A 21,323-nucleotide genomic window follows, 5' to 3' on the forward strand; every position below is an offset into this window, starting at 1 on the left:
GTACGCTCGAAGACATGAGCGAGTCCACGTCGTACTGCGCGCCCGAGCCCGGCCCGACGCCCGAACGGGCGGTCGGGGGACCGTTCGCCGCGTGCGTGCAGTGCCAGGAGCCGACCGAGTACCCGGAGTCGACGAAGGGCATCACGCTGTGCCCGGTGTGCGAATGGCGGGAGGCCGAGCGCACGGCCTGCTCCGGGTGAGCCCCGTCAGCGGCTCATGAGCTCGGAGACCTTCACGAAGCGGTAGCCACGGGCCCGCAGCTCCGGGACGATCCGGCGAATCGCCCGCTCGGTGACGGGGGCGGCGCTGCGCGTGCAGTGCATGACGACCAGGGAGCCGGGCTTCACCCCGTCGAGGACCTGTTCGGCGACGGCGTCCGCGTCCTTCGCGAAGGCGTCGCCGCTGACCACGTCCCACTGGACCGCCGTCACCCCGGCGGGCGCGAGGGCGCGCAGGGCCGCGTCGTCGTAGCACCCGCCGGGGAAGCGGAAGTACGGGACGACGTTGACGGCCCCGGCGTCACGGAAGGCGTCGAAGGCCCGCTGGACGTCGGCCGTCATGTCCGGGCCCGGGACGGTCGGGAGGCCGTAGCAGGGGGACGCGAAGGCGTAGTGGCTGTAGGAGTGGTTGGCGATCTCGAAGCGCGGATCGCCGCCGATGGACCTGGCCTGCTCGGGGTACTCCTCCGCCCAGCGGCCGGTCATGAACACCGTCGCGTCCACATCGAGCCGGCGCAGGGTCGCGATGAGCTCCGGGTTGTCGAAGCGCTCGCCCCGCGCGGCCCGGGGTCCCTGGTCGGCCGTCATGTCGGCGTCGAAGGTGAGCGCGACGACCTTCTCGGCGCCCTTCGTCCGGCGCTCGTACACGGGGGTGAGACCGCCGGGCCCCGGTGCCATGGTCGGCGGGGCGCCGGGGACGCGGGCGGGCTTCGGGCCGCCGACCGCCGCGCCGGCCGACGGCGCGGCGGGTCGCTTCGACAGGGAGGTCTCGGCGGCGCCCCCGCCGCAGGCGACGAGAACGACACCCGAGAGACCGAGCATCGCCATTTTTCGGACAAAAATATTCACGATCGGAAGTTATCCGATCATCGGTGCTCCAGCTCGCGACGCGGCAGCGCCACCCGGGTCATGTCGCCAGGAGTCGCCGCCTGCACTCCTCCACGTCGAAGTCCCCCGGCGGGTACGTCGGGTCCAGGGCTTCGAGGTGTTCGAGGAGTAGTCCGCTGATGGCCCAGTTGCGGTACCACTTGCGGTCCGCCGGGACGAGGTACCAGGGGGCCTCGTCCGTCGAGCAGCGCCCGAGCGCGACCTCGTAGGCCTCGCGGTACGCCGGCCACAGCGCGCGTTCCTCGATGTCGCCCACGGCGAACTTCCAGTGCTTCTCCGGGTTGTCCAGACGTTCGAGGAGCCGCTTGCGCTGCTCCTCGTACGAGAGGTGGAGGAAGACCTTGACGACCGTCACACCGTCCTCCGCGAGGGACTTCTCGAAGCGGTTGATCTGCTGGTAGCGGCGGTCGATCCGGTCGCGGGCGGCCAGCTCCCGCACGCGCGCGATGAGGACGTCCTCGTAGTGCGAGCGGTCGAAGATGCCGATCTCGCCGGGCGCGGGGAGGGCCTTCATGATCCGCCAGAGGAACGGGTGGTTCCGTTCCTCCCGCGTCGGGGCCTTGAAGGCGTGGATCCGGCAGCCCGACGGGTTGAACTGGCCGATCACGTGCTTGACCGTGCCGCCCTTGCCACTGGTGTCCATGCCCTGGAGGACCAGGAGGACGCGTCGGCGGTCACCGGCCGTGCTCGCCGCATACAGACGTTCCTGGAGGTCGGCGAGACGCGGCGCGAGGGCGGCCGTCGCGGCCAGCCCCGCCGCCTTGTCGCCGGGGCCGACCGGGATCGCCGAGGGGTCGTACGCGGTCAGGTCGAGGCGCTTGCCTCCCGGGACGCGCAGCACCTCACGGAGGGACGGTTCGGACGCCGAGCGCGGACCGTGCTTCCCCGACCCGTGCTTCCCCGTCCCGGTCTTCCCCGTTCCCCGTATGTCCGTCCCGCGCTTCCCCTGTCCGTGCTTCTTCGGCATCCCGTTCCCCTTCCGCCGCGTCGCCGCCCGTCTTCCCCCGATCCTGCGACGGAACCCGGCCGCCCGCGAGTGCGGACGGCCGGGCCGGAACGGAGCAGGACCTCAACAGGTCAGGTCGGAAGGGTCAGGTCAGCACCACGGGCCCGTCACCGCGAACGTCGTCCCCGGGGTGTAGCAGTTCACGTACATCGTCTGTCGGTCGGGCGAGAAGGTCACGCCCGCGAACTCGCCCCACTCCGGGGCCTCGGGGGTGCCGATGTTCCGCGCGCCCCGGGCGAGCGCGTACACCTCGCCCTTCATGCTCACCCCGTAGACGTGCTGCGCCCCGTCGCCGTCCTCGCACACCATCAGGCCCCCGCTCGGCGCCAGACAGATGTTGTCCGGTGACTCGCCGGGGAGCTGGATGTCGGTGCTCGGGCCGAAGACGACGACGAGGGTGAGCCGGCGCCGGTGCGGCTCGTACTTCCACACCTGCCCGAAGTGCGTGGCGCCCGAGCCGTCCCTGACCCGCGCGAAGGAGGACACGAAGTACACCGCGTTCCCGCCCCAGTAGCAGCCCTCCAGCTTCTGGGCGTGCGTGATGCCCTTCGGGCCGAAGTCCTGGAGCCTGATGGGGGTCTCCACGGCCTGCGGATCCGGTACGGGGACCCACTCGACGCCCTCGAAGCGCGCGCCGGTCTCCTGGATCACGGAGAGGTCCGGTACGCCCGGCACCCGCATGGCCTCCAGGTCGCCGCCCGCGCGCAGCGAACCGGTGCCGCCGAGCGGGTTGCGGGGGAGGAAGCGGTAGAAGAGGCCGAAGGGCTGCTGGAAGGCGTCCTCCGTCTCGTACACGATCCCGCTGGCCGGATCGATCGCGACCGCCTCGTGCTGGAAGCGGCCCATCGCGGTGAGCGGGACGGCTCCGGTGCGCCGAGGGTCGGCGCCGTCGACCTCGAAGACGAAGCCGTGGTCCTTGGCGTAGCCGTTGGTGCCCGCCTTGTCCTCGGTCTCCTCGCAGGTCAGCCAGGTACGCCAGGGAGTGGGCCCGCCCGCGCAGTTGACGGCGGTTCCCGCGATGGCGACCCGCTCGCCGAGGACGTTGTTCCGGCCGTCGAGTTCGAGGGCCGTGCAGCCGCCCTTGGCGGCCGGGTCGTAGGTCAGGCCGGGGACGGTCGGGACGCCGGCGGCCGCGGTGATCCGGTTCTCGTGGTTGCGGACGAGGTGCACGCGCCCGCGACGGCCGGCGAAGGCATGCATGCCGTCGGGGTTGCCGGGGACCTGGCCCTCGCCTGAGCGGAGCGGTTCGCCCTGCCGGGAGAGGACCTTGTAGCGGAAGCCGGCCGGGAGGTCGAGGAGGCCGGCCGGGTCGGGCACGAGCGGGCCGTAGCCGTCCCGGCTGCCGGCGGCGGCCGCGCTGCCGGCGAAGAGTTCGGAGAAGGCGCCGGTGAAGGCGATCCCGACGGCGGACGCGCCGGTGCGGGAGAGGATCTGACGTCGTGTCGCGGACATGAGGCAACCACTTTTCCTGTTGGCGGACAGGGTGTGTGCGATGACGTGTGACCCGCATGTGTGTATCACGCACTCTGGTGACACGTGAACATGCGGGTCACAACTGCCTCATGTGGCTTCTGCCGCGATCCGGGCTCGGGATCAGACCAGTTCGGCGGTGAGGGTGATCGTCGTGCCCGTCAGCGCCTGGCTGACCGGGCAGTTCTTCTTCGCGTCCTCCGCGAGCTGCTGGAACTGGTCCGCGTCCAGGCCCGGGACCTCGCCCCGCGTGGTCAGGTGGACGCCGGTGATGCCCTCGCCCGGCTGGAAGGTGACGTCGGCCTTGGTCTCCAGGCGGGTCGGCGCGTTCCCGGCCTTGGCCAGGATGTTGGAGAAGGCCATCGAGAAGCAGGAGGAGTGCGCGGCTGCGATGAGCTCCTCGGGGCTGGTTTTGCCGTTCGGCTCCTCCGTCCGGGCCGGCCAGGAGACGTCGTACGAGCCGAGACCGGAGGAGTCGAGGGTGACGACACCGGAGCCCTTGAGGAGGTCGCCCTGCCAGACGGTGTGTGCGTGACGCACGGTGGCCATGTGAATCCCTTTCGATCGGGTACGGCCACCAAGCTACTGCGCGACGAGCCCCTTCGCGTCGCGGGCGAGCGCGGTGAGCCGGGAGATCGCCCGGAAGTACTTCTTGCGGTACCCGCCGTTCAGCATCTCGTCGCTGAAGAGCCGGTCGAAGGGGAGGCCGGAGGCGAGGACGGGTATCTCGCGGTCGTAGAGCCGGTCGGCGAGGACGACGAGTCGCAGCGCCGTCGACTGGTCGGGGACGGGCCGCACGTCGGTGAGGCAGACCGCGGAGAGGTCGTCGGTGAGCGCGCCGTACCGGCTGGGATGCACCTTGGCCAGGTGGTCGAGCAGGTGCGGGAAGTCGTCCAGCGAGGCGCCGGGTGTCGCGTACGCGGTCTCCGTGACGACCTGGTCGGAGTGAGGGGCCGGGGCCTCGGGGAGACCCCGGTGCCGGTAGTCCTCGCCGTCGATCCGCAGGGGGCGGAAGTGGGCGGAGAGGCCCTGGATCTCGCGGAGGAAGTCGACCGCGGCGAAGCGGCCCTCGCCGAGCTTGCCGGGCAGGGTGTTGGACGTGGCGGCGAGCGCGACGCCCGACTCGACGAGCTTTCCGAGCAGGCTGGAGACGAGGACGGTGTCGCCCGGGTCGTCGAGTTCGAACTCGTCGATGCAGAGGAGACGGTGCCCGCCGAGGGTCTTCACCGTCTGCTGGAAACCGAGCGCGCCGACCAGGTTGGTCAGCTCGACGAAGGTGCCGAAGGCCTTGAGCGCGGGCTCCGCGGGAGTCGCGTGCCACAGCGAGGCGAGCAGGTGGGTCTTGCCGACGCCGTACCCGCCGTCCAGGTAGACCCCGCGCGGCCCGGTGGGGGCGGCCGGCTTCCTGGCGAACCAGCGGCGCTTCCCGGAACCGGAGGCGTGTGCTCCGCCGAGGCCCTCGGCGAAGGAGCTCAGTGCCTTGACGGCGTCCGCCTGGCTGGGCTGGTTCGGATCCGGGAGGTACGTGTCGAACCGTACGGAGTCGAAGCGCGGCGGCGGCACCATCTCCGCGACGAGACGGTCCGCGGGGACGTGGGGCTCTCGGGAGCAGAGCGAGAGCGGGGCCGCGGAGGCGGAAGCGGCTTCGGTGAGGGCACGGGTCGACACAGTTCCCCACTGTAAGCGCCATGTCAGACTGCGAGGATGCGACGACTGTTCCCTGTGACGGACATGACAGCCTGGGTGACCGCCGCCGACGGGGCCGTCGAGCCCCCCGCCACCGGGGCCGCCGACGGTCGTGAGTGGTCCCTCGACGAGCTCGCCGACGCCTACGCCCATCCCGAGCTCCCCCCGGGCGGCTCGTGGCTGCGGGCCAACATGGTCTCCTCGCTCGACGGGGCGGGGCAGCACGACGGGCGCTCCCAGCCGCTCTCCTCCGAGGCCGACATGCGGATCTTCGGCACCCTGCGGGCGCTCGCCGACGTCGTCGTCGTGGGTGCGGAAACGGTACGCCTGGAGGGTTACCGTCCGGCACGCGCGCGGGAGGCCTTCGCGGCCCGCCGCGCGGCTGCCGGACAGGGCCCGGCCCCCGTGATCGCCGTGGTCAGTGCCTCACTGGACCTGGACTTCTCCCTTCCGCTCTTCACCGAGCCGCTGGTACCGACCCTGGTCCTCACCGGTGCCGCCGCCCCCGCCGACCGGGTCGCGGCCGCCCGCGCGGCGGGCGCCGAGGTGCTGGTGGCGGGCGACGGCGCGGGAGTGGAGCCGGCCCGTGCCAGGACGGTGCTCGCGGAGCGGGGGCTCCGGCGGCAGCTGACCGAGGGCGGGCCCAGGCTGCTCGGGCAGTTCGTGGCGGCGGACGCCCTCGACGAGCTGTGTCTGACGGTCTCGCCGACGATGACGGCGGGGGGTGCCCAGAGGATCGCCGGGGGCCCTTCGGTCGCCGTCCCGACACGCTTCGCCCTGGCTTCGCTGCTGGAGCAGGACGGCTTCCTCTTCACCCGATACCGTCGGATCTGACAATCGGCGGAATTTGTCGTTCCGCTTACCGTCCGCTGGGCACACTTACTGTCGCAGACCCCGTGCGGGCACGGGGAAGGATGGTTTCCGCAGAAGGGCTCCTGAGGTGTTCACAAGCGTTCTGATGATCGAGAAGCCCCTGACGTCCGTGGACGTGGAGTTCGTCACCACGCTGCACGGCGACGAGGGCGTGTCCTTCATCGTTCTGATGCAGCCGCGTGGTGACCAGGCCGATGTACTGCTGCGTGCCATCGACGACGTCGCCATGGGCGAGCTGAAGGAAGCCGCCCGTGAGGGCGACGAGCCGGAGGGCAGGGAGGCCAGAGTCCCCGCCGAGCTGGCCCTGGAGCACTCGCTCCAGGCACTGAGAGACGCCGGCTGCGAAGCGGTCGGCCAGGTCGTCGAGGACCACCCGCTCGACAAGATGAAGGCGGTGGTCGGCGAGTCGGCGGCGGACGAGGTGATCGTGCTCACCGCCCCCCACTACGTGGAGGAGTTCTTCCACCGGGACTGGGCCTCCCGGGCCCGCCACAAGGTGGGGGTCCCGGTGCTCAAGCTCTTCGCCCACAGCGGGCAGGAGGACGAGTAACCGCCCGGGCCCGGGTCCGCCCCACCCCGCGACGGGGCGCGGACCCGGGCCCACCCCGCGCGAGCCACTAGGCTGAGACCTTCCACGCAAGGACACGCAACGACAAGCGTCAACACACGACGACGTGCGACGCAACGCACCCAGGGGAGAGATCCGCATGGCACCCGCCATCCCTGCCGCCATGGAACGGCCGCACTTCATCGGCATCGGCGGTGCCGGAATGTCGGGCATCGCGAAGATCCTCGCCCAGCGCGGCGCCAAGGTCGCCGGCAGCGACGCCAAGGAGTCCGCGACCGCGGAGTCCCTGCGCGCCCTCGGCGTCACCGTGCACATCGGCCACGCCGCCGAGCACCTCGCCGACGACGCCTCGGCCGTCGTCGTCTCCAGCGCCATCCGCGCCGACAACCCCGAGCTGGCCCGCGCCGCCGAGCTCGGCATCCCCGTCGTCCACCGCTCCGACGCGCTCGCCTCCCTCATGGACGGCCTGCGCGCGATCGCCGTCGCCGGCACCCACGGCAAGACGACGACCACCTCCATGCTGGCCGTCGCCCTCACCGCGCTCGGCCTCGACCCCTCGTACGCCATCGGGGGCGACCTCGCGGGCCCCGGCACCAACGCCCTGCACGGGGACGGCGAGGTCTTCGTCGCCGAGGCCGACGAGAGCGACCGCAGCTTCCAGAAGTACGACCCCGAGGTCGCGATCGTCCTCAACGTCGAGCTGGACCACCACGCGAACTACGCTTCCATCGAAGAGATCTACGAGTCCTTCGAGGCCTTCACCGCGAAGATCCGCCCCGGCGGCACCCTGGTCGTCGGCGAGCACGCGGGCGCCCGCGAGCTGGCCCGCCGGGTCGCGGACCGCGAGGGCCTGGACATCGTCACGGTCGGCGAGACCGAGGACTCCGACGCCCGCATCCTGAAGATCGTCCCGAACGGGATGAAGAGCGAGGTGACAGTCGCCCTCGACGGCGTCGAGCACACCTTCACCGTCTCCGTCCCCGGCCGCCACTACGCCCACAACGCCGCCGCGGCCCTCGCCGCCGGCGCCCGCGTCGGCATCGACCCGGCCGAGCTCGCCCAGGCACTCACCGCCTACACCGGCGTCGGCCGCCGCCTCCAGCTCAAGGGCGAGGCCGCGGGTGTCCAGGTCATCGACTCGTACGCGCACCACCCCACCGAGATGACCGCCGACCTGGAGGCCATGCGCGGGGCCGCCGGGGCCTCCCGCCTCCTCGTCGTCTTCCAGCCCCACCTCTTCTCCCGCACCCAGGAGCTGGGCAGGGAGATGGGCGACGCGCTGGCCCTCGCCGACGCGTCCGTGGTCCTCGACATCTACCCGGCCCGTGAGGACCCGATCCCGGGCGTCACCAGCGACCTGATCATCGCCGCCGCGCGGAAGGCGGGCGCCGACGTGACGCCCGTCCACGACAAGGACGCGGTGCCGGAGGTCGTGGCGGGAATGGCCGGCCCCGGCGATCTCGTTCTGACGATGGGCGCGGGAGACGTCACGGACCTCGGTCCGCGGATCCTCGGCCACCTGTCGAAGTAGCGGTCGCAACAGCAGAGGGAGCGAGCTCATGGCGTACGACGTCGAGAAGCCGGACGAGCAGTGGCGTGCGGAGCTGACCCCGGCGGAGTACCAGGTGCTGCGCCAGGCGGGCACCGAGCCCGCCTTCCGGGGTGAGTACACGGACACCACCGCCAAGGGCGTGTACTCCTGCCGGGCCTGCGGCGCGGAGCTGTTCACGTCGAACGAGAAGTTCGCGTCGCACTGCGGCTGGCCGTCCTTCTTCGACCCGAAGGACAGCTCCGCAGTCGAGCTGATCGAGGACCGCTCCCACGGCATGCTCCGCACCGAGGTCCGCTGCTCCCGCTGCGGATCGCACCTCGGCCATGTGTTCGTGGGGGAGGGGTACCCCACCCCCACGGACCAGCGGTACTGCATCAACTCCATCTCGCTGCGGCTGGAGCCGGAGGCGTAGCGGCGGTGGACGGGTCGGCGCGAGGGCTCAGCTCGGAGAGGGTTCCGGGGTGAGTTCCTCGCGGCCGATGCGGGAGCCCGACTTGTAGATGGAGACGGTGCCCCCGCTGATGACGTACCGGTACGGCGTGTTGGTCGCCTCGTACCCGTCGCCCGTCTTCTTCGCCGGCATGGTGATGCCCGCCTCGCGCCCGTCCCTGAACTCGCCGTAGTAGTACAGCTTCCCGGCCTTCGTACGGCACAGGGTGATCCGGTGGTCGTCCGTGCGGAACGCCTCGACGAGCGTGGCGCCCCTGCCGCTCGGCAGCGTGGACGCGATACGCGACGGGCACGCGGCGGCGGCCGGGCCCCGGCTCGCGGTCGGCTTCGGGTCGGCCTCGTCGAGGGAGCCGACGATCGCGGTGATCCCTCCGTTGAGGATGCCGAGCAGGACGAGGCCCCCCACCACGCTGAGACAGCTGATCATGCAGCCGTTCGACTTCTTCTTCGCCGGCGGCCGGTACGGCGGCGTGTAGGGCGGCGGGGTGTACGGGGTCCGGGGCGGGGGCGTGGCCCGCGGAGGTGACGGGGTGTAGCCGGTGCTGCTCGGCGGCGGGTAGAGAAGACCCGTCGGGCGGGCCCCGGTCCCGCCGGTGGTGCCGGGGCGCGGCGTGGCCGTCCTGCGGGGCGTCGGCTTCTTCGGGGCCGCCTTCTTGGTGGGACTCGTCCTCGGCGGTGTCCCCGTCCCAGGGGTGGCCTTGCCGGTCGTCGTCCTCGGAGTGGTCTTCGGGGCCGCCTTCGTCGGCGTGCTCTTCGGGGTCGTCTTCTTCGGGGCCGGGCCGCCGCTCGTCCGCCAGCTCTTGCCGCAGCCGACGCAGTCGAGCCGCCGTGCCGGGTTGGTGGCGCGGCACGCCGAGCACTCCCAGTCACCGGAGGGGCGCGCGGGTGAGGGGCGTCTCGCCGCCGGGCGGGGCGGGGTGGGGGCCGCCGGGGCGGGGGTCTCCCCGATCGGTACCTTGCGGGTCGACTCGCAGATGACGCAGGGCTTCGCCCCCGCCTCGGTGTTGCTGCCGCAGTCCTTGCACTTCCACTTGGCAGAGCCCGCCACCCCGTCGTCCCTCCTATCGGTCGCTGTTGACCGGGCGTGCCATCACGTCCCGGAAGAGTTCCTCGGACCTCGGCCCGACGTGGTTGACGATCCAGGCGGGCCCTCCGGGGACCCGCTCGAGTTCGGCCTCGTCCGGGGCCGTCTCCGTCTCCGTCGCCTTCCGCGTGCCGACGCCGGAGACGGTTCCCTCCCCGGCACCGGCACCGGCACCGGCACCGGCACCGGCACCGGCCTCGGCCTCGGCCCCGATCGCGGTCTTCGCCTCCCCGTGCGCTCCGGCCTCGTCCGGTACGGAGTAGTCCGACCAGAGCATGGTCACGAAGCGCCGCGCCTGCTCCACCGCGCCGGGGGGCACGTCCACGCGGATCACCACCGACTCGGTCCCCAGGGCGACGCCGGGGAACCGGAACCGGAAGACGAGCCGGTGTGCCTCGCCCGCCGCCTTCGGCTCGTGGAGCGAGACCGAGACGCAGTCCGTCGTTCCGGCCTCGAAGACGCTTCTCCCGATCCAGACGAACTGGAGGCCGTCACGCCCCAGGGACAGGTGGAACCCGTCCCACTCCAGACTCACAGGCTGTTCGCGATGGTCTCGATGATCTCGTCCATCTCGAACTCCTCAAGGCCCTCGCCCGCCTTGGAGGCGAAGTGCAGGGTGAGGTCCCAGTCCTCGGCGATCGGGTCGGACCAGGGCGCCTCCTCCGGTGCGAAGAGGACGAGACGCTTGGCGGACTGCTCCATGACCGAGGTCTGGCTGCGGGCGTAGCCCCACTGCTCGAACAGCTCGTCCATGCTGCGGGGGATGTGCCGCGGGTAGGTGGCCGCGTCCGCGCCGACCGTACCGAGGGCGTGCGCGGACGCGTCGGTGAACATCACGATCACATGGCGCCTGCGGTCGAGCCCGGTCTCCCAGGGGGAGTTGATGGCCAGGGCGAGGGCCTCAAGGCCGGACTCCGGGTAGTCACCGCCGCCTCCGGCCTCGATACCGCTGACGAACTGCTCGAACTCCCGTGCCTGGGCCGGGAGATGGAGGAAGTCCGTCTCCTCGATCGCGTCCGTGGGGTCGTCGCCGAAGTCGCGGAAGGCGATGACCTTCAGCCGCAGCTGGCTGATGGACTTGCCCTTCTTGGCCATCACGTCGTCGAGGCGCTGGTGGAACTGGAGGGCGCTCGACTTCACCGTGCCGAGGACGGGGTGCATGCTGCCGGTGGCGTCGATGCACAGGGCGATGTCGACGGCGTACTGCAGATTGCCCTGGTACTGCCCGCGGGCGTCGCTCATGGTGGTTCTCCTTGTCAGCGGGGACGGCGGTCGCCGCGGCGGCCGCCGAGGTTGATGTGGACGCGGGACGTGCCCGGCGCGGGGGAGGGAGCGGGTGCCGGTTCCGCCGCCGGAGCGGGGGCCGGTGCCGGCGCTTCGGGCGCCGGGGTCTCGGCGGTCTCCTTGCGCCGCCCGAAGGTGGACTTGATACGGCTGGGGCGGCGCCCTTCCGCCGGGGGTGCGGGAGCGGGCGCGGTCGCGGGCCTGGGCGCCGGGACCCCCGGGGCTGTCGTGCCGGGCCGACGGTGCTGGAGCGTGCACACGGCGGGGTCGGAGAGCGCCGCGAGGAAGGCGGCGATGTCGGGACGGGTACGGGGGTCGGCGGCCGTCATCCGGCGCAGCAGGTCGAGCAGCTCGTCGGAGAGGCGTGGGTCGAGCCGGAGTTCCTCCCCGGCGTTCACGGCGTCCGCGGGCGAGCCGAACCTCTCGTCGTACGAGGGGAGGTGCCCCACCACGTACAGATGGGTCATCAGGCCGAGCGCGAAGATGTCGACGGCGCAGGTGAGGTCCTTCGGGCCCGCCGATCCGTCGTCCTGGAGGTAGCGCCGCCACTCCGGGGCGCCGTAGACCGAGTCGCCCGAGATGTCGTCCGGCTTCGGCGGGTCCCCCGAGTCGTAGGAGTCGTCGAAGTCGATGAGCCGCGCCGAGTGGAACGCGGCGCCCTCCCGCTTCTGCACCAGCACGTTCAGCGGCTTGAGGTCCCCGTGGACCGTGCCGGTCTCGTGGAGCTGCTTGAGGCTCGCCCCGAGCGTCTTGAGCAGCACCGTCTTCGGCCGTGGCTCAAGGGTGTCGGGCTGTTCGAGGCTGGAGGTGTCGATCCGCTCGGTGACCTTGTAGTAGGTGCTGCCCTGGTGGAAGAAGTCGGTGGCGAGCACGAGGTTGCCCCCGCCGAGCGTGTCCGGACGCAGCCGCTTCATGATCTTGCGGTGCCGCTGCTCGAACTCCCGGGCGACCTCGCGGCGGATCCGCACGCTGTTGGAGTCGGCGGCGTCGTCGCGGGGGCGTTTGGGTTCGAGGAACTGTTTGATGAAGTACTGGCCCCCGTCCTTCTCGGCGAAGGCCCAGATGCACTTGCCCCCGTTGGCGTTGGTGGGATCGGTGACGACGCGGTAGCCCGCGATCGTGTCGCCCTTCTTCATCGGCGCTCCTCGGATGCGGGCGGCAGATAGGTCTCGTATCCGGCGCGGTACGTCTGCCAGCTCTGGTCCTGCCAGGCGCGGACGCGGGCGTGCGTCTCGCGTTCGTCCTCCGGCCCCGTGGCCGAGTCGACCGCGCCCGGGGCGGGCCGGTCGAGGGCGGCGGGTCTGCCCCGCAGATGCCGTTCGATCAGGGCGTCGAACCGGCGCTCGTAGGCGCGGCGCAGCTGCGCGAAGTCGCGGTGGCCGATGGCGAGCAGCGCGAGCGAGGCGTCGTCCGCCGTGTAGGCCTGCACCTCGCGGCGCAGCAGGTCGGCCCACTCGTACTCGCTGCCCGCCTCGCGCAGGGTGCGCAGGAGCAGGTACTCGAAGTCGGCGGGGGTGTGCACGTAGCCGAAGTACCCGTCCGTCGCCGCCACCAGGACGCAGGGCAGGTCGAACGACGCGATGTACTGCGTGTCGATGGTGAACTCCCGGTCCGCGCAGATCATGTTGGTCATCGGCGGGTCGGAGCGCAGCAGTTCCAGCGCGTCGCTCTCACGGGTGTGGTCCCGGGTGAGGACGTGCAGTCCGCTCCCGGGCGAGAGCACGTACGCCCGCGAGTCACCCGCCCACAGGGGGCGCAGCGCCAGGGAGTTGCGGTCGTCCCGGATCTGGTAGTGCACGGCCGCGAGGGTGGTGGGCAGTTGTCGGCGCATGGTGCCACCGATCTTGCTGCGGCGCTGCGGGGCCTTCGCCAGGAACCAGTCCAGGTACTGGTGCAGGGAGTCGGGGCCGCCGTCCTCGGCCTCCCGCGCCACCTCGTGGAACCAGCAGTCCGTGGCCAGGCGGGCGACCCGGGCGCCGACCCAGGCCGAGGTGTGCGTGGTGCCGTCCGGCCCCTGCCACACGGGGGTGGAACCGGCGCCGCCCGATCCGTCGAACACGGCGATCACGCCCTGGTGGGTGCCCCAGTGGTGGACGACGAAGGGTTCGGCGTCCTCCCCGTGCCCGGGGACCCGCTCGGTCCACACGGAGAGCGCGTGCACGCGGGTGTCCTCCCCCTCCGTAGCCCAGACGGCCTGTGGAGGCTGCGGGCGGGGACCCTCCGCGGTCGCCGTCGCCGGCGCCGGCGGAGCACCTGCGGAGGCGGCCATGGGCCCCGGCCCGATCTCCGGACCGAGGTGCGGTACGGAGGCGGGCGGGGATACGGCGTGCTGCCGCGGGTCCGTGGCCGCGGGGGGCCCGGTCGGCGGGGGCGGTCCCTGCGGGGCGGGTACGTGCGGCCACCCGTCCAGGTGGTGCGAGGGCCCGGCGTGCCGTGCCCCGTGGTCGTGGTCTGCCATCAACGCTCCCTGTCGGGTCCGGGCCGAGGAGTGTCCCGCCTGGTGGTGCCCCGCACCCTGCTCACCCGGGGTGGCGCCCCTTCCACGGCCGACCCGCCGGGCTCCACCCCACGCGCCCCGGCGTCGGCCGCCGCTCCAGGCCGGTCCCGGTCCCGGCCCACGCCCGGGTCGGAACCCGGCCGGTCCCGGTCCCGGCCCGCCCTCGGGTCAGGCAGCGGCTCGTCCTCCGGTGGACCGGCGTACCCGGGGCGCGCGGCGCTCCGTGGCGCCCCGCCGTCCCGGCCCCGTCCGTCGGGGTCCGCCGCGCGCCCGGTGCGGCGGCCGGAGCCGTACCCCTCCGAACGCCCCGAGCCGTACCCCTCCGTGCGCCCCGAGCCGTACCCCTCCGTGCGCCCGGAGCCGTACGCCCCCGACACCCGCCCGCCGGGCCGCGCCGGGCCCGCCTCCCCGGGGCCCGTGCCCCGAGCGTCCGTGTCCGGGTCCGCCGGGACGTCCTCCCGCACGACCTCGCCGCGCAGCGGTCCCCGGCGCTCGCTCCCGGTCTCCCGCGCCGGGCCCAGCGCGGGGGCTGGGTCCGTGGTGCGGGCGAGGGAGCCGCGCAGCCGGCCGCGTCTCGCGGCCCCGTCGAAGAGGCCGTCCCGCTCGCGCAGGACCTCCTCCAGGACGGTCCGCTCCAGTTCGGCCTGCTCGAAGGGCTCCCGGTCCGAGTCGCCGCGCTCCAGGACCAGGCGCATGATCTCGCGCCGTGCCTCGTTCTTCTCGGCCTCGTTCTTCTCGATCCAGGTGAGGGCGGCCCGGGGGCCCTCCTTCTCCATGATCTCGGCGATCAGGCCGTCGAGGCCCTCCTCGCGGATCATGTCGAGGTGCCGTCCGCGCCGCATCCCGGCGAGCCGGGTCTCCCGGACGACGTCCCGGTACTCGCGGCCGCTGGTGGCGATCTCGTCCTCGTCGACGAGGAGTTCGACGTGCACGTTCCGCAGGCGGACGGCGTCGTCGCCGGTGAAGCCGGTCACCGTCCCGTTCAGCGCCCGCTCCGCCTGGTGGAACTCCGCGATGTCGTAGTCCCGCGCGACCTCGCGGAGCGTCTTGCGCAGGTAGTCGAAGAGCGTCGCGCTCATGTCCCGGATGCCCCGCGACACGACCTGCGCGGGGTCGGCGACCCGGCACACCAGGTCGACCCGGCTGCGGAAGGAGAACGTGGGGTCACGGCTGAGGAGCGGGATGTCGAGCACGAGCCGGTGCTCGGTCATGTCGACGGTGAACATCCCGCTGTACGCGCCGAAGCGCGAGGACGGTATCTCCTCCCCGCTGCGGATGGTCAGGGACGGGCCGCTGTCCCGGACCAGGACCAGGGCGCGGCCGGGCTGCGGCGGCCGTACGGGGCTCGTCAGCCGCCACTTGGGCAGCTCCTCGTAGGACGTCACCGGGTCGTAGGTCTGTGCTTCCACCGGTTCCTCCCCCTTCCTCGGGGCGTGTCGCTCAGGTCGTACGGGCCAGGGCCGCGTGGAGAAGCGCGGCGTTGGCGGAGGGCGAGTCGCGGTCCCGTGCCCACGTGTCCAGCCACCACAGCAGCCGCTCGCGGTGGGAGCCGCGTTTGCGGGAGATGTCCCACAGGAGGCGGTTCAGGGCCTCAAGGGTGCGCCGGCCGCCACGGGCGGCGTAGACGTCGATCCAGTCGCGCAGGGCGAGGAGCGCCTTGTCCTGCATCGGTCGGCGGGCCAGCGCGCGGGCCCACAGTTCCGCGACGGCTTCCTCGTGGTCGGGGAGGCCGCTCAGCAGCAGAGGCACTCCGGACACGCCGTCCACCGGTCCGTCGCCCGTCGGTTCGTACGGTCGTCCCGCCGCGAAGAGGAACGCGGAGAGCGACTTGACGACCATGGGGGAGAGGTCCTGCGGCTCGGACCAGTCCAGATAGGCGTCGAGCAGTTCGCCCGCCCGCCCCTGGTGCACGAGGTGGACGCCGCCCCACGCCACGGACGGGAGGGTGCCCCAGTCGCCGTCCCGGTCGAGAGCGTCGTGCAGCACGGCCACGGCCCGCTCGGGCGCCTTCCGGCCGAGGAGTCCGCCCGCCGTGTTCGCGGCGGTCCCCGCGAGCCGGCGCTGCCGGACCGAGCTGCCGCCGCGCGCCCAGCCGTGCAGCAGGTTCCACACCGTCTCGGCCGAGTCGTCGCGGCTTCCGGCCACGCCGAGCGCGGTCGCGGCGGCCTGGCGCAGCTGCCAGGAGTCCGACGCTGCCCAGGCGGTGAGGAAGCGGTGCACGGCGTAGTGGTGGTCGGCCCAGGCGAGGATCCCGGCGGCGACGGCCGCACGGGCGCGGACCTCCAGGTCGCTGTGGTCGAGGAGCCGGCGCAGCCAGGTGAGCAGGGCCTCGCGCCAGCCGTCGAGTCCGGTCCAGGCGTAGATCAGGACGACCTGGCCGAGCATCGCGTTCCGGAAGCGCACCCGGGGCGGTCCGAAGCCGTCGGCGTCGAGACGGATCCACTGCTGCTCGTCGCCCAGCCGGTCCCTGAACCGTACGTCGGGCAGGGCGGGTTCGGGCACGGCGAGGGCGGCGCGGAGCTTGACGGCGGCCTCGGCGACGGTGAGGTAGCCGCTGTCCTCCAGGACGGCGGCGGCGAGGGCGAAGGCCACCGCCTCCGGGTTCCGGTGCCGGTCGAACCAGGTCCTGACCTGGTCGCTCGGGTCGCGCAGCGCGGCGGCCGCCGCGGCCACGTCCCGGCCCGCGGAGATGTCGGCGGCGAGGCGCGCGGCGTGCCGGGCCGCGGGCATCTCCCGGAGGGCGGCGACGACCCCTTCGGAGTCGAGCATCGCCCGCAGTTCGGCGCGGGCCTCGGGCGGGCCGCCGTGGCCGAGCACCCGCAGTTCGAGGACGGCCACCGGGTCGACGGGTGCGAGGGCGTGCACGGCCACCGACTCGGCGCCGTCGCCGCGCACGGCCACGGCGAGGTCCTGGCCGCCGGTGAGGACCAGATGGCAGCCGTGGGCGCGCAGGGCCGCCACGACGGCGGGAAGCCGGCGGGGGAGTGCTTCGAAGTCCCGCGCGCCGGCCGCCCCGTCCTCGACGGTGACCAGGTATCCGCTGTCCTTGGCCGGTGGTTCCCAGTCGGGGGCGAGGACGGAGACCGGGTCGAGGAGCCGGTGGCAGGCGCCGCCGCCGTCGGCGCCCCCCAGGGCGAGGGCCTCGGCGAGCAGATTGACGGCGGCGGCCTCACGACCGCTGCCGGACGGCCCGGTCAGGACGAGGAGCCGCCGCTCGCCCAGGGCGGTGAGGGCGGATTCGTATCCGTCGGGCTGCACGAACAGCTCGGTGTGGTCGACCAGTTCGGCCGCGCCCAGCGGCAGCACGGACCCGCCGCCCCGGTGGGCGGCGCGGCCGGACCGCTCGCCCCCGGAGTGGAAGCCGCCACCGAAGCTGACGGTGTCGTTGAAGAGGGCCAGCGTGCCGATCCGCGTGCCGGACGCGTCGGCGTTGAGGCGCTGCGCGATGAGGTCCGCGATGGCGCCCGCCTTCTGCGCGTCGGACCGTTCGGCGTCGTCGGACGCCGAGCCCTCCGTGAGGGAACGCAGGGCGTCGGACTCGCTGACGGGCCCGTCCTGCTCCGTGACCCCGGCACGCGGCTCACTCTCCGGCACCCCTTTCGGGGCGTCGGAGGGGGAGGGCGGTGCGGGGGCGGGATCGGAGCGGACACTCGTACCGCCGGACGACGGATCGGCGGTGGATTCCTCGCTCATGGCACAGGTCTTCCGGGGTGGGTCGGCGAAGGGCGGCGCGCGGACGGCCGTCCTTCTCTGAGCGGGGTCGGACGGACGTCGTTACGAGACGTTCCAGTCGCCCTGGATCTCGACCTTCTCGTTGAAGATCTGAGCGTTCTTGATCAGTGCGGCGCTGACCTGGGGGCCGCCCCGGCCGGAGGCCGCCACGGCCTCGTCGACCAACTGCCTCAGGTCGCTCTCGAAGGCACGGTCACGCAGCATGTGCGCCGTGAGCATCCGCTCCAGGTCCTGCTGGCCGGTTTCGTCGTCCGGCGTGTCGGTCACGCGCTCCAGCGCGGCCTCGGCGTCGCCGTCCCCGCGGAAGCGCTCCCGGATGCGGGCGATCAGCCGCGCCCCACCGGTCCAGCCGCTCCGCCCGGCCTCCTGCCCCGTGGCTTCCAAAGCACCCTTGACCACGAGCGCGACGCCCGCCGCCGCGATGGCCGTCAACGGATCCATGAGTTCCCCCGATTGTTCCCGCACGCACCCCATGCGCACGTGAGGCCATTCAAGTGCTCACCACGTGGGACGCCAGGGGTTCCGTGAACAATGACCGAAAGCCGTCGGCCCGTCGCGGTGCGCAATGGCCGGATCTCGCTGGACGACCGGGAGGAGGCAGCCGCTCAGTGGACGGAGAAGCCGCCGTCCACGAAGAGGGACTGGCCCGTCACGTACGCGGACGACGTGCTCGCCAGGAAGACGGCCGCGCCCGCGAAGTCCTCGGCGAGACCGTTGCGGCCGACCATCGTGCGGGCCGCGAGGGCGGCGACGCGCTCCGGGTCGGAGGAGAGACGCTGGTTGAGCGGGGTCATCACGAAGCCGGGGACCAGGGTGTTGCAGGTGACGCCGTACGGGGACCAGGCCTCGGCCTGCGAGCGGGCGAGGGACTCCAGGGCGCCCTTGGACACTCCGTACGCCCCGCTCTGCACGAAGGCCCGGTGCGCCTGCTGCGACGTGATGTGGATGATCCGCCCGAAGCCGCGCCCGGCCATGCCGGGCCCGAAACGCTGACCGAGGAGGAACGGGGCCTCCAGATTCACGGTCATGGTCGTGTCCCAGACATCGTCGCCCAGCTCGTGGAGCGGCGGACGGAGGTTGACCCCCGCCGAGTTGACGAGGATGTCGGGCTCCCCGAAGACGGCCGCGGCCTGCTCGGCCGCCGCCTTGATCCCCGTACGGGTGCTCAGGTCGGCGCTCACCCACGCGGCCCGGCAGCCGTCGGCGGTCAGCTCGTCGACCGTCGCGACGAGTTCGGCCTCCTTGCGGGCCACGATCACGACACCCGCCCCGGCGCGCGCCAAGGCTCCGGCGATGGCACGCCCGATGCCGGAACTGCCGCCCGTGACGAGGGCGGTGCGCCCTTCGAGGGAGAAGAGGCCGGAGAGGTAGCCGCCGGGGGTGGTGCTCATCGTGTCGCTCCTCGCGTCGTGCGTGTACCCGCCCGTCCGTGGGCGATGGAGGGCGGGTACACGCATCTTCTCAGACGCGATGCGGACACGACTCAGCCCAGGTGGGCGAGGAATCCCGTCCAGGCGTCGGGCGCCACGGCGAACTGGGGACCGTCCGGGACCTTGGAGTCACGGACGTGGACGGTGGAGGGGCAGGCGGCGACCTCGACGCAGTCGTCGCCGCTGCCGCCGCTGTAGCTGGACTTGTGCCAGGAGAGGGCGACTTCGACGCAGTTGTCGCCGCTTCCGCTGCTGTAGCTGCTCTTGAACCAAGCCAGGTCTGTGGTGCTCATGTTGCTCCTCGCATCTCCCGCAACAGGCTCGCGGACTCCTCTGCGGAAAGAGCCTGTGCCCGCATCCTGGCATATCGCTTCTGGAGGATGCTGACTACTTTGGCGTCGGGGATGAGCTGTCCGGTCTCCTGGCCCTCGCAGTAGGCGAACCACTTGTTCTCCTGGGTCTCCAGGAGGCACAAGGGGCCGTTGAGGCCCGCGTGGTGCCCGCGTGTCTGCGGCATGATCTGCACGTCGATGTTGCGCCGGGCGCAGATGTCGAGGATGTGGTCGATCTGCTCTCGCACGACCTCCGGACCGCCCGTCTGGCGGCGTAGTACGTGCTCCTCGATGATGAAGCTGTAGATCGTGTGGGGGCGGTCCGTGAGGAGCTTCGTCCGTGCGACGCGGGTGGTGAGGAGGGACTCGATCTCATCGTCCCCCAGCGCCGGAATCTGCTCGTCGAACAGCGTCTTCGCGTACGAAGGCGTCTGGAGCAGCCCCGGTACCAGCCGGTTCTCGTACGTGTAGAGCGTGACCGCCTCCGCCTCCAGCTTCGCCCACTGGCGGAACCAGCTCGCGAGGCCCGGCTTGCGCGCCAGGTGCTTCGCCGCCGCCCGGATCACCCCGAACGCGTCGAGCACCCGCTCCGCGCGCTCCACGAAATCGGCGGAGGGTAAACGCCGCCCCTGCTCGATCGAGGCGATCGTCGGCACCGAGTACCCGACCATCGGCGCGAACTGCTCCTGCGTGAGGCCGGCCCGTCTGCGGAATGCCTTGACCACCTCCCCGAAGGCCTTCAAGCTGTCCGACGTCTCCGGCTCGCTCCCGTAGGGAGCCGCGTCCGTCACTTCGCCCGGAACCTCGTCCGTCACCCCGGCCACCTCCCGCACCCGTGCACTCGCACTGAACGCGACCATGCTCACGGGTAGTGACCGGTACCGTCCAGAGGGTGAACCCGTACGCTGTCGCAGCGTACGGGTTTCTGAGCTGGTACCCGGTCCTGTGCGACGCCACATTGGCCCCATGACCTCCCCCATGACCCGCGAAGTGCCGGTCACCGTACGTGTGTTCGTCCAACGCTTCAGCTCCACCCCACGAGGTGCCCGGCTCGCCCGCCGACTCGCTCTCCACCAACTGCACCGCTGGGACTTCCCGTACGGCTCCGACACCTCCGACACCGTCGCGCTGCTCGTCGCCGAACTCGCCGCCAACGCGGTGACGCACGGCCGGGTGCCCGGACGGGACTGCGAGCTGAGGCTCTCGTACACGCCGGGACTGCTGCTCCAGATCGACGTCTCCGACACGCGGGGCGAGCGCCGGCCGCCCGCGGGGCCGGCGGACCCGGTCCCCGCGCCTGACGGCGAGGGCGGGCGCGGGCTGCTCATCGTCGGGGCGCTGGCGTCACGGTGGGCGGTACTCGACCGCGTACCGGTCGGAAAGACCGTACGGGCCGAGCTCGACCTCGGTCCTGGTTGCCGACATCGGGCAGCCGGACGATGACCGGAGTGCCGACAACGCCCGATGACGCCGGCGAACCGGCCGCATAGCGTCGGGGACGGGACGGACACGACCGGAGGGGGGTTCGGGACATGACCGAGGGAGCTCTCGGAGTGCGGGCGGGGTTCTACCTGTCGGTGGTGCTCGCGCTGCTCCTCAGCGCGCTGGCGGGCCTCGTCGCGCACCCGGCGGCCCAACACCTCCGCTCCCTCCGGGACGGCGAGCGGGCGCAGGCGACGCTGACGACGAACGGCCCGTGCATGGCGGGCGGATGCACGGTCTCCTTCGAGGTCGGGGGGCGGATCGTGGAGGCGGAACTGCCGGTCGGGAGCGGCGGCAGGTACAGCTCGGCCGGCACCCGCATGGACGTCCGGTACCGAGCGGACGATCCGCGGGTGGTCGCCCGCGAAGAGGACCTCGGCGGCGGCGGGATGGCGGTCCTGGCCGCGATGTCGGGCGCCGCCGCCCTGCTCTTCGCGGCGCTCTCGGCCTGGTCGGCGGTCACCGTGCTCCGACAGCGACGCGCACGGCCCACGGCCCCCGGGCGTCAGTCCGGGGGCCGTGGGCCGCTGTAGCCGGGCATACGAGCGAGGTGCTCGATCCGTCAGGACGGATCCTGGTTACATCGGGTCGGGGAAGATGTCGGTGATGCTCCAGGCGACGCTGAAGCAGGGGTAGAGGGAATCGGCCTCCGACTCGGTGTCCAGTGTCTGGAGCGCGAGGATCTGGCTCATGGATGCTCTCCGCATTCTTCTCGGGGTGGTGGTGGTCGGTCACTGCGTACCCGGGCACGGAGCTGCTCGCCGCCGTGCC

At 72.3% G+C, this 21,323-nt stretch carries 23 protein-coding genes; 7 read left to right on the forward strand and 16 right to left on the reverse strand.

Translation table 11 applies throughout. The features are described 5' to 3' along the window. Positions 1-14 precede the first annotated feature (14 nt). Positions 15-200, forward strand: a complete 186-nt coding sequence (locus ACFWV2_RS02570) for a hypothetical protein (RefSeq protein WP_384400534.1) — start codon at positions 15-17, stop codon at positions 198-200. 6 nt (positions 201-206) lie between these two features. On the opposite strand, the gene ACFWV2_RS02575 is transcribed toward ACFWV2_RS02570, so the two are convergent. The 5 genes from ACFWV2_RS02575 to zapE all read right to left on the reverse strand — a co-directional run bounded on the left by ACFWV2_RS02575 (position 207) and on the right by zapE (position 5,250). After that, on the reverse strand, positions 207-1,046 hold the full coding sequence (locus ACFWV2_RS02575) for a polysaccharide deacetylase family protein (protein WP_384401438.1): 840 nt from the start codon (positions 1,044-1,046) through the stop codon (positions 207-209). 79 nt (positions 1,047-1,125) lie between these two features. Beyond that, positions 1,126-2,073 carry a PPK2 family polyphosphate kinase gene (locus ACFWV2_RS02580; RefSeq protein ID WP_384400537.1) on the reverse strand — a complete coding sequence of 316 codons (948 nt, stop codon included), beginning with the start codon at positions 2,071-2,073 and terminating at the stop codon, positions 1,126-1,128. 129 nt (positions 2,074-2,202) lie between these two features. Beyond that, positions 2,203-3,564, reverse strand: coding sequence for an alkaline phosphatase PhoX (locus tag ACFWV2_RS02585; RefSeq protein WP_384400540.1), 1,362 nt, complete (start codon positions 3,562-3,564; stop codon positions 2,203-2,205). A gap of 141 nt (positions 3,565-3,705) precedes the next feature. Next, entirely contained in the window at positions 3,706-4,131 is a 426-nt protein-coding gene (locus ACFWV2_RS02590) for an OsmC family protein (protein WP_384400543.1), read from the reverse strand. 33 nt (positions 4,132-4,164) lie between these two features. After that, positions 4,165-5,250, reverse strand: coding sequence for a cell division protein ZapE (zapE, locus tag ACFWV2_RS02595; protein ID WP_384400545.1), 1,086 nt, complete (start codon positions 5,248-5,250; stop codon positions 4,165-4,167). Between the two features lie 36 nt (positions 5,251-5,286). Here zapE and ACFWV2_RS02600 point away from each other — a divergent pair, with 36 nt between their 5' ends. The 4 genes from ACFWV2_RS02600 to msrB all read left to right on the forward strand — a co-directional run bounded on the left by ACFWV2_RS02600 (position 5,287) and on the right by msrB (position 8,673). Next, positions 5,287-6,102: a pyrimidine reductase family protein gene (locus ACFWV2_RS02600; RefSeq protein ID WP_384400548.1), complete on the forward strand. Its 816-nt coding sequence runs from the start codon at positions 5,287-5,289 to the stop codon at positions 6,100-6,102. A 106-nt stretch (positions 6,103-6,208) separates the two neighbouring features. Next, the gene (locus tag ACFWV2_RS02605; RefSeq protein ID WP_384400551.1) at positions 6,209-6,691 is read left to right on the forward strand and encodes an indole-3-glycerol phosphate synthase; all 483 of its coding nucleotides are present in this window, start codon (positions 6,209-6,211) and stop codon (positions 6,689-6,691) included. Between the two features lie 157 nt (positions 6,692-6,848). Next, complete coding sequence (gene murC, locus ACFWV2_RS02610; protein WP_360789616.1) at positions 6,849-8,240, forward strand: UDP-N-acetylmuramate--L-alanine ligase; 1,392 nt, start codon at positions 6,849-6,851, stop codon at positions 8,238-8,240. A gap of 28 nt (positions 8,241-8,268) precedes the next feature. Continuing rightward, the gene (gene msrB, locus ACFWV2_RS02615; protein WP_384400554.1) at positions 8,269-8,673 is read left to right on the forward strand and encodes a peptide-methionine (R)-S-oxide reductase MsrB; all 405 of its coding nucleotides are present in this window, start codon (positions 8,269-8,271) and stop codon (positions 8,671-8,673) included. Between the two features lie 27 nt (positions 8,674-8,700). On the opposite strand, the gene ACFWV2_RS02620 is transcribed toward msrB, so the two are convergent. The 11 genes from ACFWV2_RS02620 to ACFWV2_RS02670 form a co-directional block, all read right to left on the reverse strand. Continuing rightward, a complete protein-coding gene (locus ACFWV2_RS02620) occupies positions 8,701-9,759 on the reverse strand; it encodes a hypothetical protein (protein WP_384400556.1) in 1,059 nt (352 codons plus the stop codon). Positions 9,760-9,772: 13 nt separating this feature from the next. Next, on the reverse strand, positions 9,773-10,330 hold the full coding sequence (locus tag ACFWV2_RS02625; protein WP_384400559.1) for a hypothetical protein: 558 nt from the start codon (positions 10,328-10,330) through the stop codon (positions 9,773-9,775). Next, the gene (locus tag ACFWV2_RS02630; protein WP_384400562.1) at positions 10,327-11,037 is read right to left on the reverse strand and encodes a vWA domain-containing protein; all 711 of its coding nucleotides are present in this window, start codon (positions 11,035-11,037) and stop codon (positions 10,327-10,329) included. Before ACFWV2_RS02630 ends, ACFWV2_RS02625 begins: the two co-directional genes overlap by 4 nt. Before the next feature lie 14 nt (positions 11,038-11,051). After that, positions 11,052-12,215, reverse strand: a complete 1,164-nt coding sequence (locus ACFWV2_RS02635; RefSeq protein WP_384400565.1) for a lipopolysaccharide kinase InaA family protein — start codon at positions 12,213-12,215, stop codon at positions 11,052-11,054. Further along, positions 12,212-13,240, reverse strand: coding sequence for a serine/threonine protein phosphatase (locus ACFWV2_RS02640; protein WP_384400568.1), 1,029 nt, complete (start codon positions 13,238-13,240; stop codon positions 12,212-12,214). The genes ACFWV2_RS02635 and ACFWV2_RS02640 overlap by 4 nt, the downstream gene beginning before the upstream one ends. A gap of 296 nt (positions 13,241-13,536) precedes the next feature. Beyond that, complete coding sequence (locus ACFWV2_RS02645) at positions 13,537-14,985, reverse strand: hypothetical protein (protein WP_384400571.1); 1,449 nt, start codon at positions 14,983-14,985, stop codon at positions 13,537-13,539. Positions 14,986-15,016: 31 nt separating this feature from the next. Beyond that, positions 15,017-17,269 (reverse strand): hypothetical protein, encoded by a 2,253-nt coding sequence (locus tag ACFWV2_RS02650; protein ID WP_384400574.1) that lies wholly within the window; start codon positions 17,267-17,269, stop codon positions 15,017-15,019. Positions 17,270-17,350: 81 nt separating this feature from the next. Beyond that, entirely contained in the window at positions 17,351-17,749 is a 399-nt protein-coding gene (locus ACFWV2_RS02655) for a hypothetical protein (protein WP_360789640.1), read from the reverse strand. Positions 17,750-17,913: 164 nt separating this feature from the next. Then, positions 17,914-18,699, reverse strand: coding sequence for an SDR family NAD(P)-dependent oxidoreductase (locus tag ACFWV2_RS02660; protein ID WP_384400577.1), 786 nt, complete (start codon positions 18,697-18,699; stop codon positions 17,914-17,916). Positions 18,700-18,791: 92 nt separating this feature from the next. Continuing rightward, entirely contained in the window at positions 18,792-19,031 is a 240-nt protein-coding gene (locus tag ACFWV2_RS02665) for a DUF397 domain-containing protein (protein ID WP_384400580.1), read from the reverse strand. Then, positions 19,028-19,885, reverse strand: coding sequence for a Scr1 family TA system antitoxin-like transcriptional regulator (locus ACFWV2_RS02670; RefSeq protein WP_384400582.1), 858 nt, complete (start codon positions 19,883-19,885; stop codon positions 19,028-19,030). Before ACFWV2_RS02670 ends, ACFWV2_RS02665 begins: the two co-directional genes overlap by 4 nt. A gap of 151 nt (positions 19,886-20,036) precedes the next feature. Between ACFWV2_RS02670 and ACFWV2_RS02675 the strand changes: the two genes are divergently transcribed. Further along, positions 20,037-20,513 carry an ATP-binding protein gene (locus ACFWV2_RS02675; protein WP_384400585.1) on the forward strand — a complete coding sequence of 159 codons (477 nt, stop codon included), beginning with the start codon at positions 20,037-20,039 and terminating at the stop codon, positions 20,511-20,513. A gap of 89 nt (positions 20,514-20,602) precedes the next feature. Then, positions 20,603-21,085, forward strand: a complete 483-nt coding sequence (locus ACFWV2_RS02680) for a hypothetical protein (protein WP_384400588.1) — start codon at positions 20,603-20,605, stop codon at positions 21,083-21,085. Positions 21,086-21,323: the final 238 nt, after the last annotated feature.

This window comes from Streptomyces sp. NPDC058671, assembly GCF_042716475.1.
In the GTDB taxonomy this organism is placed as follows: Bacteria; Actinomycetota; Actinomycetes; order Streptomycetales; family Streptomycetaceae; genus Streptomyces.